Annotated in this window: 13 protein-coding genes; 9 read left to right on the forward strand and 4 right to left on the reverse strand. The window is 70.6% G+C overall.

Annotated elements, in window-relative coordinates; all coding sequences use genetic code 11:
- The first annotated feature begins 201 nt into the window (after positions 1-201).
- The 5 genes from B0I33_RS13120 to B0I33_RS13140 all read left to right on the forward strand — a co-directional run bounded on the left by B0I33_RS13120 (position 202) and on the right by B0I33_RS13140 (position 3,939).
- Positions 202-1,320, forward strand: coding sequence for a radical SAM protein (locus tag B0I33_RS13120; RefSeq protein WP_106179027.1), 1,119 nt, complete (start codon positions 202-204; stop codon positions 1,318-1,320).
- Positions 1,317-1,973, forward strand: a complete 657-nt coding sequence (gene tmk, locus B0I33_RS13125; RefSeq protein WP_106179028.1) for a dTMP kinase — start codon at positions 1,317-1,319, stop codon at positions 1,971-1,973. Before B0I33_RS13120 ends, tmk begins: the two co-directional genes overlap by 4 nt.
- Positions 1,964-2,803, forward strand: coding sequence for an endonuclease/exonuclease/phosphatase family protein (locus B0I33_RS13130; RefSeq protein ID WP_106179029.1), 840 nt, complete (start codon positions 1,964-1,966; stop codon positions 2,801-2,803). The genes tmk and B0I33_RS13130 overlap by 10 nt, the downstream gene beginning before the upstream one ends.
- 70 nt (positions 2,804-2,873) lie before the next feature.
- Positions 2,874-3,371: an NUDIX hydrolase gene (locus tag B0I33_RS13135; RefSeq protein WP_106179030.1), complete on the forward strand. Its 498-nt coding sequence runs from the start codon at positions 2,874-2,876 to the stop codon at positions 3,369-3,371.
- 241 nt (positions 3,372-3,612) lie between these two features.
- Positions 3,613-3,939 (forward strand): methyltransferase domain-containing protein, encoded by a 327-nt coding sequence (locus B0I33_RS13140; RefSeq protein ID WP_181193277.1) that lies wholly within the window; start codon positions 3,613-3,615, stop codon positions 3,937-3,939.
- 60 nt (positions 3,940-3,999) lie between these two features.
- On the opposite strand, the gene B0I33_RS13145 is transcribed toward B0I33_RS13140, so the two are convergent.
- A complete protein-coding gene (locus B0I33_RS13145) occupies positions 4,000-4,767 on the reverse strand; it encodes an SDR family NAD(P)-dependent oxidoreductase (RefSeq protein ID WP_106179031.1) in 768 nt (255 codons plus the stop codon).
- A gap of 101 nt (positions 4,768-4,868) precedes the next feature.
- Here B0I33_RS13145 and B0I33_RS13150 point away from each other — a divergent pair, with 101 nt between their 5' ends.
- A complete protein-coding gene (locus B0I33_RS13150; RefSeq protein ID WP_106179032.1) occupies positions 4,869-5,168 on the forward strand; it encodes a hypothetical protein in 300 nt (99 codons plus the stop codon).
- Between the two features lie 42 nt (positions 5,169-5,210).
- On the opposite strand, the gene B0I33_RS13155 is transcribed toward B0I33_RS13150, so the two are convergent.
- The 3 genes from B0I33_RS13155 to B0I33_RS13165 form a co-directional block, all read right to left on the reverse strand.
- Positions 5,211-5,921, reverse strand: a complete 711-nt coding sequence (locus B0I33_RS13155) for a type III secretion system chaperone family protein (protein ID WP_106179033.1) — start codon at positions 5,919-5,921, stop codon at positions 5,211-5,213.
- A 137-nt stretch (positions 5,922-6,058) separates the two neighbouring features.
- Positions 6,059-8,662 carry an ATP-dependent chaperone ClpB gene (clpB, locus tag B0I33_RS13160; protein ID WP_106179034.1) on the reverse strand — a complete coding sequence of 868 codons (2,604 nt, stop codon included), beginning with the start codon at positions 8,660-8,662 and terminating at the stop codon, positions 6,059-6,061.
- A 120-nt stretch (positions 8,663-8,782) separates the two neighbouring features.
- Positions 8,783-9,946: an MFS transporter gene (locus B0I33_RS13165; protein ID WP_106179035.1), complete on the reverse strand. Its 1,164-nt coding sequence runs from the start codon at positions 9,944-9,946 to the stop codon at positions 8,783-8,785.
- Positions 9,947-10,062: 116 nt separating this feature from the next.
- Between B0I33_RS13165 and B0I33_RS13170 the strand changes: the two genes are divergently transcribed.
- From B0I33_RS13170 to B0I33_RS13180, 3 genes are all read left to right on the forward strand, one after another.
- Positions 10,063-11,643, forward strand: a complete 1,581-nt coding sequence (locus tag B0I33_RS13170) for an alanine/glycine:cation symporter family protein (protein WP_181193278.1) — start codon at positions 10,063-10,065, stop codon at positions 11,641-11,643.
- A 386-nt stretch (positions 11,644-12,029) separates the two neighbouring features.
- Positions 12,030-13,205 carry a globin domain-containing protein gene (locus B0I33_RS13175; RefSeq protein ID WP_181193279.1) on the forward strand — a complete coding sequence of 392 codons (1,176 nt, stop codon included), beginning with the start codon at positions 12,030-12,032 and terminating at the stop codon, positions 13,203-13,205.
- 28 nt (positions 13,206-13,233) lie between these two features.
- On the forward strand, positions 13,234-13,941 hold the full coding sequence (locus B0I33_RS13180; protein WP_106179038.1) for a dienelactone hydrolase family protein: 708 nt from the start codon (positions 13,234-13,236) through the stop codon (positions 13,939-13,941).
- Positions 13,942-14,013: the final 72 nt, after the last annotated feature.

Here is a 14,013-nt window from a genome sequence, read left to right on the forward strand (position 1 = left end):
CCACTCTGACACGGGAATTGTTCGCTCGGACAGCTGGGTTGTCGTTAATCGCAGTTCCCGCGGAGATGTCCAAGAAATGTTCGTCCGAACACTTTAAGTCGCGATACTGTTCGTCCGAACATATCTTGGTGTGGCGGGTCCGGCCACACTCACGGCGGCACCCGGACGAACCGGTTGCCCGGAAGGTGTGGAGGTTCGCTGGTGACCGCTCGCAGCATCGCCACCGACGACGTGGCCTCGTCCTGCTACTTCCGCACCACGGTCGAGCAGCCGTTCCGCAAGGCGCTCGTCCAGATCAACGAGGACTGCAATCTCCGTTGTGCCCATTGCTTCGTGTCCGCGACGCGGGTCGGCAAGCAGATGCCGCTGGCCGAGGTCGTCGAGAAGGTGATCCCGCGCCTGGCGGACAGCCGCGTCCGCCGGGTGACCCTCACCGGCGGCGAACCCACGATCCACCCCGACTTCCTGGACATCGTGCGCGCGTTCCGCGCCGCCGGAACGGACGTCGGGATCTGCACCAACGCCACCACCCTGAACGCGGTCCAGATCGCGGCGCTGGTCGAGCTGGGCGTGCACTGCAACGTGTCCCTTGACGGGTTCGCCGCCGCCTCACACGGCAAGTTCCGTGGTGACCGGGCGAGCTTCGCCGTCACCGTGGCCACCGTGGAGAAGCTCGGCCGGGCCGGCATCCTGCAGGGGCTGCTGTGCACACCGAACACGTTGGCGCAGAACGAGGAGTACGCCCGGCTGTGCGCGTTTGCCCGCGCCAACGGGGCGCGCTACGTGCTGCTCAACCCGCTGGGCAGCATGGGCCGCGGCGTCAAGTCGAAGGCCAAACTGGCCAAGACGACGCTGCACATGCGGGACATCTTCGAGCTGACCGCGCCGTTCGACGGCCCGGAGCTGGACATCGCGCACATCCGCTTCCCCAACAGCGAAGGCAAGCCGCTGGCCGGGTGCGAGGCTGGGACGATCATCTACGTGTTCACCGCTGGCGAGGTCACGGTGTGCCCGTACCTGGTGTTCGCCGCCCGCACGCTGGCCTCGCGGCACGCCGACACCGAGTTCATCGTCGGCAACATCTTCACTGACCCCGACATCGCGCAGCGGCTGGACGACTACCGCTTCCACGAGCGTTACCGGGCCGGCGCGAACGCCACCTGCGGGGCGTGTTCGCTGAACTCCGGCTGCGGCAAGGGCTGCCCGGCCGCGGTGGTCGCCGCCGGTGGCCGCATCGGCGAGGTCGACGTCGAGCAGTGCCCGGTCGTCGATACCGACCACGCCGAGGGGCGACGGCTGCTGCCGCTGATGCCCGCATGACCGGCCTGGTGCTGGACGAGCCGCGTCGCCTGCCGGGCACGCTGATCACCGTGGACGGCCCCGGCGGGGTCGGGAAGTCCACCGCCGCCCGCCTGGTCGTCGAGACGCTGGCCGCGGCCGGGGTGCCGGTGCACGCGACCAGCCAGCCGTCCCGCGCGCCGCTGGGCGAGCTTGCCCGGCACGGCACCGACACCTACCAGGGCATGGCCCTGGCCTGCCTGTGCGCGGCCGACCGGCATCACCAGCTCGCCACCGAGATCGTGCCCGCGCTGCGCGAGGGCCAGGTAGTGGTGTGCGACCGGTACGTCGCGTCCTCGCTGGTGCTGCAAGGGCTCGACGGGCTGTCCGCCGAGGTAGTGTGGCAGCTCAATCACGGCGTCTACCGGCCGGATCTGTCGGTCATCCTCACCGGCGACGCGGGCGTGATCGACGCCCGGCTGCGGGCGCGCGGCGGGCACAGTCGCTTCGAGCGCGCCGAAGACAACAGCGAGAGGGAGACCGGCCTGTACGTCCACGCCGTGGTCGGCCTCCAGCGACGGGGCTGGCCGGTCGCCGCCCTGGACGCCACCACCGAACCGCCCGCCACGATCGCCGCGGCGATCGTGTCCCTCATCCAGCACGTCCAGACCGAGAAGAGCGCGGCATGTCTCTGAGCCTGATCACCGTCAACGTCGGCGCCCCGTCGCTGGACCGCGCTCACCGGCAGCTCCGCTGGCTGGCCGAACGCCCGGAGGACGTGCTGGTGCTGACCGAGACCAAGGCCACCGCGGGCAGCCAGTTCCTCGCAGGGGCGTTCACCGCCAGCGGTTACGTGGTCACCTTCCCCGAGCACGCGCCGGGGGAGCTCGGCGTGATGATCGTCAGCAAGCTTGCCACCGCGCCGGACCCGCTCGGCGCGGCCCTGGACTACCTGCCCGCCCGCGCGGCCGGGGTCGTGATCGACACCACCGAGGGTCCACTGCGCGTCATCGGTGCCTACGTGCCCTCCCGTGACGCCACCGTCGAGAAGACCGAGCGCAAGAAGACCTGGATCCAGCGCTTCGGCCGCGCCCTGGACGCCACCGCCGCCGAGGCACCGCTGCTACTGCTCGGCGACCTCAACGTGCTCGAGCCCAGCCACACGCCGGCGCACCGGGGCCAATTCGCACCGTTCGAGTACGCCTTCTACAGCGGCCTGACCGACCGGCACGGCCTGCTCGACCTGTTCCGGCACCTGCACCCCAGCCGGGTCGAACACAGCTGGGCCCGTCGTCCGGACCTGGGCTACCGCTACGACCACGCCCACGGCTCGGCCGCCCTGGCCGAACGGCTCACCGGCTGCGAGTACGTCCACGAGACCAGGGAATTCGCTGCGGACGGCTCCCGGCTCACCGACCATTCCGGACTCGCCGTGCGTCTTGCGCTGACCGCCACCGGTGCGCTGCTAACGTCGGACCCCGCCACGGCGGCCACGCCTGCCGAGCCGGAGCCCACCTTGTTCTGACCGACCGGTTCGCTTCTCGGCTGCCGGAGCGCACGCCCCGTCAGCCGAGACCGCGAGGACCAGTCGCAGGATGACCGCCTCGACCAGCACCGTCACGCCCCGCATCGGCGCCCGTGTCCTTCTGCTGGACCCCGCCGACCGCGTGCTGCTCATCCACGCCCTCGACCCCGCCGAGCCCGATCACCACTGGTGGGAACTGCCCGGCGGCGGCCTGGACGACGGCGAGGACCTCCGCGATGCGGCCCGCCGCGAAGTCGCCGAGGAGACCGGGATCATGCTCACCACCCTCGGCCGTGAACTGTGGGTGCGGGAATCCAGGTTCCGCTACAAGGGCCGCGACCACCACCGCATCGAGCACGTCTTCCTCGGACGCACCCCCAGCACCGCGCCGCAGGTCGCGCTCCAGCCCACCGAGAACGAGAAGGCCGGGCTGATCGAACGCCGCTGGTGGCCAGCGGACGACCTGCGGCAGTGCCGCGACAAGCTCCTGCCCGCCGACCTGCCCACCCTGCTCAACGACCTGCTCTCCGGCCGGTTCAGCCCCGCGCCCCTCACGCTCATCGACTGAGCGTCTCGCGGATCGCCGGGGCGCCATAGCGGTGCGATGCTGTGGATCAGGATGGTCGGGCAGGATGCTGGATGACGTTCGCGGGCGATCGTCGCCTTGGCGAGGTGGTCGCAGGCGCTCGCCCAGTCTTCGTGCCTGTCGATGAGTGTGTAGCCCAGTGGTGGCTGGAACCCGTCGAGCATCGTGATCGGCTCGTCTGCGGTGAAGCCGGGTATTCAGGGATCGTGCGGATCGGCACCGTGTGGGCCAGTTCGACGTCTTCGAGGTAGGCGTAAACCGAAACACCATTGCCGGGATCGGCCTGCTCGGCGATGTCGGCGAGCGATCGTGGGGAGGCGACCACGGCTCCTGGGTCGAGATCGCCCTCGCCACGCACAACGGCCGGCACGAGGTCGCCGAGGGCGGACCCCGCCGCCTCTGGCGACTCGTCGAGCACGCCCATCGCGTCTGGACCGACCTCGACCGGCCCGGCTGGGACCGCTTCGGGCTCACCGTCACACCTCAGGCGCAGACCGTCTGGTTCGACCGGCCTGACAGCGACCGCACCTGGCGACTCGCCGCTCGCTGACCAGGCAGCCGCCCGACCGGGGCACCGCCCCAGGCGGGCACGCCCTTCACACCCGGGCGCTCATGTGCGATCCTGCCCCGCGAAGCGCCCGCCGACCCGCCGCACGAGCCCGCGCGGCAGCAGCCGCCCGACCGCCACCACGACCTTGTACCGCTTGCTGGGCACGGAGATGACCTTGCCCCGGCGCAGGTCGGCCAGCCCCTCGGCCACGACCCGCTCCGGTTTCAGCCACAGTGGCCCGGGAGCGCTCTTCTCCAGCCCGGCGCGCTGGTGGAACTCGGTGTGCGTGAAGCCGGGGCACAGCGCCATCACGCGCACCCCGGTGCCGTGCAGTGCGGAGGCGACGCCGTCGGAGAACGCGGTGACCCAGGCCTTGCTCGCCGTGTAGGTGGAGCCGCGGCCGGAGAAGAAGCCCGCGACGCTCGACACGTTGATCACGTCGCCGCGGCCGCGGTCGAGCATGCCGGACAGCGCGGTGCCGGTCAGCCGCAGCACGGCGGTGACGTTGAGGTCGAGCTGGCGCTGCAGGTCGTCCATCGACGCCGTCCACAGCTCGCCCGAGAGCCCGATGCCCGCGTTGTTCACCAGCATGTCCACCGGCTGCTCGGCGAGGCGCCGCTCCACCACCGCACGCCCCTCGGCGGTGGCGAGGTCGGCGGGCAGGACGTCGGCCCTGCCGCCGTGCGCACTGGTCAGCTCGGCGGCCTGCCGGGCGAGCTTCGACTCGTCGCGGGCGACCAGCACCAGGTCGTACCCCTCGGTGGCGAGCCGCTCGGCGAACGCGGCGCCGATGCCCGCACTGGCTCCGGTGATCATGGCTACTGGCATGGCACGAACGTACCCGGCGCCGTGACCTTAACGACACACAGTAAGGTCCGGAAAGCCATTAGGGGTAATGAGAGCCTCACCCAGACGAGGATGCGCTCCAGATGGAGAACGGTGCCATCGAGTACCTGTCGTTCGTCCGCGGCTTCGTCGCGGCGTCCGACCACGACGAGGATCGCCGCGCGGAGGCCGCGCACCCGGACGCCTACGCGGCCGGCTACGCCGAGGGGGCCCGCCGCAACGGCTACCCCGTGACCTATCGCGAGCTGACCAGGCAGCATCGCGACAGTGACCGGGGGGCGTTCGCGGGCACCCTGGAGCTGCCCGCCGACGACCTGACCCCGCTCTCCGGAACGCTGGATCCGGTACCCGGCTGGTTCACGCCCCGCCCGGCCCTGGAGTGAGGACCGTGGTCGCGACCACGGAGGACGTTCGCGGGCGGACGGTCAGAAGCCCTGCTGGCGCGCGCGTTCCTCGGTGGACTGCTCCGGCTCCTGCCGCCACTGCGCGTCGTGGTCGGCGTCCTCGAACGGATCGACGATGTCGGCGATCTCGCCGAGATCGCGCAGCAACCGCTCCAGCCGGGACGGCCCGACGTTCGGCGCCACGCTCGCCAGCACCCACTCGTTCTCCAGCCACGCCACACCGACGTCCCCACCCAGCGCGTCGGCGGCGTCGACCAGCTCCTGCGTGATGAGGTTGCGGGCGCCGGTGACGTCGTCGGCGAAGGCGTACCGCTGCCCGACCGGGCCGAGCAGCTCCGGCATCTCGGCGCGCTGGAACGGCACGCTCGCCAGCCACAGCTCCAGCAGCACCGGGTGGATCCGGTTGCAGCGGACCGCGACGATCACCGCGGGGATCAGGCCATCGGACTCGACGTCGAACACGAACACCGGGCGGCGGCCGTCGGAGGTGAACGTCGACCCGGCGACCACGTTGACCGCGGCCTCGGCGCCGAAGTAGCCGATCGCACCACCCGACCACTGCTGCGGCAGCCGCTCGTCCTCCTCGACGTACTGCCATCCGCGCAGCTCGGCCCAGCGTGCGCGCTCGCGGTTGCGAGAGCCCTCCCTGGCCCGGTCGACGGCGAGCAGCGCCAGTCCGGCCACCAGGGCGACGGCGGCGATGACGAACCAGATCCACGCTGGAATACCCACGGCGACCAGGGTATCCCCCTCGCCCGGGTGGCCAAGATCAGCGGGCCGTGTCGGCGCCACCCTTTCCGGCGGATGTCAGGAGTGACCCGTTCCGGACGGAACGTGTCCGCAACGGGTCACTCCTGGCGGTCGCGCGCTCAGTCGGCGCGGGTGACCTTCAGCGCGCCGTCGCCCGCGTCCAGGTCGCCGACGTCGACCCGCACGGTGTCGCCGTCGCGGATCTCTCCGGCCAGCACCTTCTTCGCGAGCTGGTCGCCGATCGCGGACTGCACCAGCCTGCGCAGCGGGCGGGCGCCGTAGATCGGGTCGAACCCGTTGAGCGCGAGCCACTCGCGAGCCGCCGGCTCGACGTCCAGCGTGAGCCTGCGCTGCGCCAGCCGCTGCGCCAGCCTGGCCACCTGGATGTCCACAATGGAGGTCAGCTGCTCGGTGTCCAGCGCGTGGAACACCACGATGTCGTCGAGCCGGTTGAGGAATTCCGGCTTGAAGTGCCGCTGCACCACCGACAGCACGGCGTCCCTGCGTTGCCGCTCGTCCAGCGAGGCGTCCGCGATGGCCTGCGAACCGAGGTTCGACGTGAGCACCAGAATCGTGTTCCGGAAGTCGACCGTGCGGCCCTGGCCGTCGGTCAGCCGTCCGTCGTCGAGCACCTGCAGGAGCACGTCGAACACATCCGGGTGCGCCTTCTCCACCTCGTCGAGCAGCACCACCGAGTACGGCCGCCTGCGCACCGACTCGGTCAGCTGGCCACCCTGGTCGTAGCCGACGTAGCCGGGCGGGGCGCCGACGAGCCTGGCGACCGAGTGCTTCTCGGAGTACTCGCTCATGTCGATGCGGGTGATCGCCCGCTCGTCGTCGAACAGGAACTCCGCGAGCGCCTTGGCCAGCTCGGTCTTGCCGACGCCGGTCGGGCCCAGGAACAGGAACGACCCGGTCGGCCGGTCCGGGTCCGCGACACCGGCCCTGGCCCGCCGCACCGCGTCGGATACCGCCCGCACGGCCTCGGACTGGCCGACCACGCGCCTACCGAGTTCCTCCTCCATCCGCAGCAGCTTGCCGGTCTCGCCCTCCAGCAGCCTGCCCGCGGGGATGCCGGTCCACGAGCTCACGACGTCGGCGACGTCGTCCGGACCGACCTCCTCCTTGAGCATGACCTCGCCCTTGGTGGCCTCGCTGGCCGCCGTGGCTTCGGCGAGCTCCTTCTCCAGCGCCGGGATGCGGCCGTAGCGCAGCTCGGCGGCGCGGCCGAGGTCGCCGTCGCGCTCGGCGCGCTCCGACTCGCCACGCAGCTGCTCCAGCTGCTCCTTGAGCTCGCGGACCTTCTCGATCGAGCCCTTCTCGTTCTGCCAGCGCGTGGTGAGGGCCGCCAGCTCCTCCCGCCGCTCGGCGAGCTCGGCGCGCAGTGCGCCGAGCCGCTCGCGGGAGGCCTCGTCCTCCTCCTTCGCGAGCGCCATCTCCTCGATCTCCAGCCGCCGCACGGCGCGCTCCACCTCGTCGATCTCGACGGGCCGGGAGTCGATCTCCATCCGCAGCCGCGATGCCGCCTCGTCGACGAGGTCGATGGCCTTGTCGGGCAGGAAGCGCGCCGTGATGTACCGGTCGGACAGCGTCGCCGCCGACACCAGCGCGGAGTCCGTGATGCGGACACCGTGGTGCACCTCGTAGCGCTCCTTGAGCCCGCGCAGGATGCCGACGGTGTCCTCGACGGACGGCTCGCCCACCAGCACCTGCTGGAAGCGCCGCTCCAGCGCCGCGTCCTTCTCGATGTGCTTGCGGTACTCGTCGAGCGTGGTGGCGCCGACCATGCGCAGCTCGCCGCGGGCGAGCATCGGCTTGATCATGTTGCCCGCGTCCATCGCTCCACCCTCGCCGGTGGCCCCCGCGCCGACGATCGTGTGCAGCTCGTCGATGAAGGTCACGACCTGGCCCTCGGAGTCCTTGATCTCCTTGAGCACGGCCTTGAGCCGCTCCTCGAACTCACCGCGGTACTTCGCACCCGCGACCATCGAGCCGAGGTCGAGCGCCACGACCCGCTTGCCGCGCAGCGACTCGGGCACGTCGCCAGCGACGATCCGCTGGGCGAGCCCCTCCACGATGGCGGTCTTGCCGACGCCGGGCTCGCCGATCAGCACGGGGTTGTTCTTCGTGCGCCGGGACAGCACCTGCACGACGCGGCGGATCTCGGTGTCGCGGCCGATCACCGGATCGAGCTCACCGGCCCTCGCCCGGGCGGTGAGGTCCACGCCGTACTTCTCCAGCGCCTGGTAGGTGCCCTCCGGATCGGGGTTGGTCACGCGGGCGGAGCCGCGCACCTTGGTGAACGCCTCGCGTAGCGCGTCCGGCGTGGCACCGTTCCGCCTGAGCACGTCGGCGACCGGCCCGCCCTCCGCGGCCAGGCCGACGAGCACGTGCTCGGTGGAGACGTACTCGTCGCCGAGTTCGGTGGCCAGCTTCTGCGCGTGGGTCAGCGACTTGACGGCGTGCGTGTCGAACTGCGGCGCGGACACGGTGGCCCCCGTGGCCGACGGCAGGGCCGAGATGATCGGCTCCAGCTCCTTGTGCACCTGCTCCGGATCGGCTCCGACCGCGGTGAGCAGCGGCGCGGCGAGGCCGTCGCCCTGCGCGAGCAGCGCCCCGAGCAGATGCGCCGGGGAGATGTTCGGGTTGCCCGCCATGGTGGCAGCCTGCGCGGCGGACGAGATCGCCTGCTGCGTCTTCGTGGTCGGATTGAAAGCGTCCATCCCCTCACCTCTGGTCTTCCGGGATTCCGGTGCCCCCGGTGCTCCCTGTGCTCCCTCTGGCAAGCCTCTCGCGAGAGGCCGTCGCTCTGCACAACGTCAGAAAAGTTGAGTGTGTTCCACTCAAGTGTCAACGCGCCGGGCCAGCCAGCGCAGCGCCACCATGGACAGCAGCGAGCTGAGCGCGACGAGTGCCCACGGCAACCAGATGGTGACGGAGAACAGTGCCACCACCGCGGGCGCCACGACCTGTGCGGTGGTGAAGGCGTACTGGTAGGCCGCCAGGTAGCGACCGCGGGCGAGCGGCGGAGCCTCCGCGACGGCGAGCGCGCTGGCGCGGGGCCCGAAGACGAGGTTGGCCGCGGCCAGGACGAGCGTGACGAGCAGCAGGTAGGCCGGCCGCCACGGGGCCGGTACGGCGATGGTGGCCAGCCCGGCGAGGGCCCACCCGGTATAGAGCCCCGAACCGATGGTCATGGCGGTGGTGCGGCGCAGCCCCTCCGTGGCGCGGAGAGCGAGGGTGGCCCCGCCGCTGGTGACGGCGGTGAGCAGAGCGAGGACGGCACCGGGCAGCCACATCGGCGCCTCCAGCCGGTTGATGACGAACACCGGCAGCCCCACGAGGAAGAAGTCCAGCGGGAGCCCGAACAGCCCGCTGATGACGATGAGCGCGAGATACGGCCGGTTGCGCAGGACCCCGGCGGGCGGCGGAGGGCCTGGCGAGCGCGCGTGCGGCGCGGGCACGGTCAGCACGAGCACCACCGCGGCCAGGAGGAACGACAGCCCGTCGAGGATCAGCGCCAGCCGCATGCCCGAGGTGCCCGAACCGGCGAGCAGCCCGCCGGCCAGGAGGGCGCCCACCCCGAACGCGGCCGCCCGCACCTGGTTGACGACGGCGAACGCGTGGTCGTTCGGGCGCGCTCCGGACACGTCGGCGATGAGGGCGAACAGCGCGCAGTAGAACAACTGCTGCCCCGCCGCGAACAGCAGTGCGGCCACCGCGACGAGCGGGACCCCGCCCGCGACGAGGTAGGCAAGGACTCCGGCCGCCTGGACGAGCAACGCGGCCAGCACGACCACCCGGGGACCGGCCCGGTCGACGAGGCGCCCGGCCAGCGGCGGCACGAGCAACCCGCCGACGGTACCGGCGGTCACCACGGTGCCCGCGAGGGCGAGCGGCAGCCCGACGACCCTGGTGACGTAGACGAGGACGAGCGGAAGAAAGAGGCCGGTGCCGAGGTTGTCCGCCCCCAGCGCGAGCAGCAGCCCACCCCAGCCTCTGGTCACACACACGAAGGTATAGACCCTTCGATATGTGATGCAGCTCACATTGATGTAACAACGGGCAACAAATTCGGACGGCCTCTTGTCAACCGAATGGAGTTAGGGTCAACTACCGGACCATGTCAGTCATGAGCACCGGCTTGTCGGCCACGAGCGGGCCGCCGAACGTCCTCGCTGCCGAAGGCGGCACCCTCGCCTCCATCGAGGAATGGATCAACAGCATCTTCAACCCGATCTCGGACGCGCTCTCCAGCTTCGTCTTCGCCGAGATCTCGATCGGGAGCGTCTCGTTCCCCTGGATCGTGGGCTGGCTGGTACTCGCCGCCACGATCTTCACGCTCTACTTCGGATTTGTCCAGTTCCGGAAGTTCAAGCTCGCGACCCAGATCGTCCGCGGCAAGTACACGACCGACGACGAACCGGGCGAGATCAACCACTTCCAGGCGCTCAGCTCCGCCGTGTCCGGCACCGTGGGGCTCGGCAACATCGCCGGTGTCGGTGTCGCCGTGACGATCGGCGGCGCGGGCGCCACCTTCTGGATGATCCTCGCCGGCCTGCTGGGCATGTGCACCAAGTTCGTGGAGTGCACGCTCGGCGTGAAGTACCGCGAGACGCATGAGGACGGCACCGTCTCCGGCGGCCCGATGCACTACCTGCGCAAGGGCCTCAACGAGCGGATCGGCGGCGCCTTCGGCAAGGGCCTCGGCAACGTGCTCGCCGTGGGCGCGGCCATCATGCTGCTGTTCTTCGCCCTCGCCGGCGGCAACATGTTCCAGGCCAACCAGACGTTCGCCCAGCTGCAGGACGTCACCGGCGGCGACGACGGCTTCCTCGGCAGCGACGGTGCCGCCCTCGTCTTCGGCATCCTCCTCGCCGTGGTGGTCGGCGCCGTGATCATCGGCGGCATCAAGTCGATCGGCGCGGTCACGAGCCGCCTGGTGCCCTCGATGGCCATCATCTACATCGCGGCGTGCCTCATCGTCATCCTGGTGAACATCACCGACGTCCCCGCCGCGATCGTGGAGATCTTCGAAGGTGCGTTCACGCCGGAAGGCGTCACCGGCGGCGCGATCGGCGCCCTGATCGTCGGCTTCCAGCGGGCCGCGTTCTCCAACGAGGCGGGCCTCGGCTCGGCGCCCATCGCCCACTCGGCGGTGAAGACCAAGAACCCGGTCACCGAGGGCTACGTGGCGCTGCTCGAGCCGTTCATCGACACGGTCGTCGTCTGCACCATGACCGCGCTGACCATCGTCATCGCCAAGACCCAGTTCTGGGAGGACGCGAAGGCCACGGTGTTCGCCGGTGGCGACACGCCGGACGGCGTGACGGTGACCTCGGAATCGTTCGCCACCGTGCTGCCGTGGTTCCCGTACGTGCTGACGGTGGCCGTCGCGCTGTTCGCGCTCTCGACGATGATCACGTGGGCGTACTACGGGCAGAAGGCGTGGACGTTCCTGTTCGGCAAGTCCCGCACCAGCGAGCGCACCTACCAGCTCATCTTCTGCCTGTTCATCGTCGCGGGCTCGGTGCTGACCCTGGGCAGCGTGCTCAGCTTCGCCGACGCCGTGCTGTTCCTGCTGGCACTGTTCAACATCATCGGCCTCTACATCCTGGCGCCGGTGGTCAAGCGCGAGGTGCAGAGCTTCCGCGACAAGATGCGCTCCGGCGAGGTGAGCCGGACGGACAAAGTGAAGAACTGACCCGAGACCGAATCCGAGCGGCCCGTCACCGGCACCAGCCGGTGGCGGGCCGCTTTTTCGCGTGGGCGGTGACGGATAGTTACTTACCTCAGACAACTTCGCGTCCGCCGCGGGGGTCGCTCCCCACGGCGGACGTGACCTTGCGCACGAAATCGGTGCCAGATCCACCCTTACGGAGCAACCAAAGGCGGACAACCTTCGCAGCGCCTACCGTCCCGCCGCGCGGGAATCTAGTGTGGGCGCGAGCGCTTGGCCGGAAAGGTGGAATATTCATGAAGTCTTCGACCTCGGCGTGGGGCACTGACCTGCTGCGTCCGTCCGAGTTAACCCGGTCACCCGTTCGTGAATAATCGCGCACGTGCCCTTGTGACTGTGAGTAGCTGACCATGACAGCCGACGCGATCAGCCCGGTCCCCAAGGTGGCCCCGCCACGGGAGGCTCCTCCCGCGGTGGCCGCGATGGTGCGGCTGATCCGGGACACGTGGCAGCTCGCCGAGCCGTACACGCCGGAGATCTCGCAGTTCTTCTACGGCATGCTCTTCACCCTCGCGCCTGCCACCCGGGACTTCTTCCCGATCAACATGGAGGTGCAGCGCGGGCGGCTGGTCCGCGCGCTGGTGCACATCGTGCAGATGGTCGACCGGCCGGACGACCTCGTGCCGTTCCTGCGCCAACTCGGCCGCGACCACCGCAAGTTCGGCGTCCAGCCGCGGCACTACGAGGCCGTGGGGACCGCGCTGCTCGCCGCGCTCAAGCGGCATCTTGGTGACGCCTGGACACCGCGGGTCGAGCGGGCGTGGGCCGAGGCCTACACGATCATCGCCAGGGCGATGCAGGAGGCCGCCGCGGCCGACGACTGCCCGCCGTACTGGACGGCCACCGTCGCCGAGCACCGCAGGCTCAGCTGGGACCTGGCACTGATCCGTCTCGAACCCGACCAGCCGATCCCCTACCGGCCGGGGCAGTACATGAGCATCGAAGTCCCGCAGCGGCCGCGCCTGTGGCGCTACCTGTCGCCGGCCAACGCGCCGAGGCCCGACGGCTCGCTCGAGTTCCACGTGCGCGCGGTCGACGGCGGCTGGGTGTCGCGGGCGATCGTGAGCCACACGCAGAGTGGCGACAACTGGCGGATCGGGCCGCCGCTGGGCAGGCTCGCGGTCAACCGCGAGTCCGGCCGGGACGTGCTCATGGTGGCGGGCGGCACCGGCGTGGCGCCGCTGCGGGCGATCCTCGACCACCTCGCGCAGTGGGGCACCAACCCCAAGGTCACGCTGTTCTACGGCGGTCCCACCCGGGACGACCTCTACGACCTCGAGCAGCTGCGCGCGCTCGCCTCGGCCAATCCGTGGCTCACGGTCGTACCCGTGGTCGAGCGCGGGGAAGGGCTGCCCGGTTGCGAGCAGGGCACGCTCGCTGACGTCGTCACGCGGCGCGGCGCCTGGCCGGGGCACGACGTGCTGGTGTCCGGCTCGCCCGCGATGATCCGCGCGACGGTGTCCAGAATGCTGGTGGCGGGCACGGCGCTCGACCAGATCCGGTACGACCCCTTCACGATCGACTGACGGGCCGGCGCGCAGTACGGTGCCCGGCATGGAGACCACGATTCCCGTCGCGGACGGCGAGATCGACGGTTACCTGGCGGCGCCGCAACCGGAGATCGCGGGCCCGCCGCCGTGGCCGGGTGTGGTCGTGGTGCACGACGCGCTCGGCCTGAGCCGGGACATCCGGCGCATCGCCGAGCGGTTCGCCACCGCCGGTTTCCTCGCGCTCTGCCCCGACCTCTACTCCCGGGGCGGCAGGGCGAGGTGTGTGAGGACGGTCTTCCGCGAGGTGGGCGAGGGCCGGGGTCGCTCGTTCGACGACCTCGAGGCCGGGCGCCGCGCCCTCGCCGGCCGGGACGACTGCACGGGCAGGATCGGCGTGGCGGGATTCTGCCTTGGCGGCGGGTTCGCCCTCGTCGCGGCGGGCGGCGAGTTCGACGCCTCCGCACCGTACTACGGATTCCTGCCCCGTGACCGGTCCATTCTCGACGGTGCGTGCCCGATCGTGGCCAGCTACGGCAGGCGCGACCCGACCCTCAGGGGCGCTGCCGACAAGCTGGCGGCGGAGCTGTCCCGGCGCGGGATCCCGCATGACGTCAAGGAGTACCCGGACGCGGGGCACAGCTTCGCCAACGAACTACCGCTCGGCCCGCTCAACGTCCTCGCCAAGGTGCTCGGCTTCGGATACCACCACGAGTCGAGCGAGGACGCCTGGCGCCGGGTACTGGCGTTCTTCGCCGAGCACCTCGCGCGGTGACCGGCGCGGTACGGCTGTCGTTCGCACGGCGGATTGTCCGGCACCTCGATCCGAAACTAGGGTCCGGACCCG

Origin of the sequence: Prauserella shujinwangii, from assembly GCF_003001955.1 — a bacterium.
Lineage (GTDB): Bacteria > Actinomycetota > Actinomycetes > Mycobacteriales > Pseudonocardiaceae > Qaidamihabitans > Qaidamihabitans shujinwangii.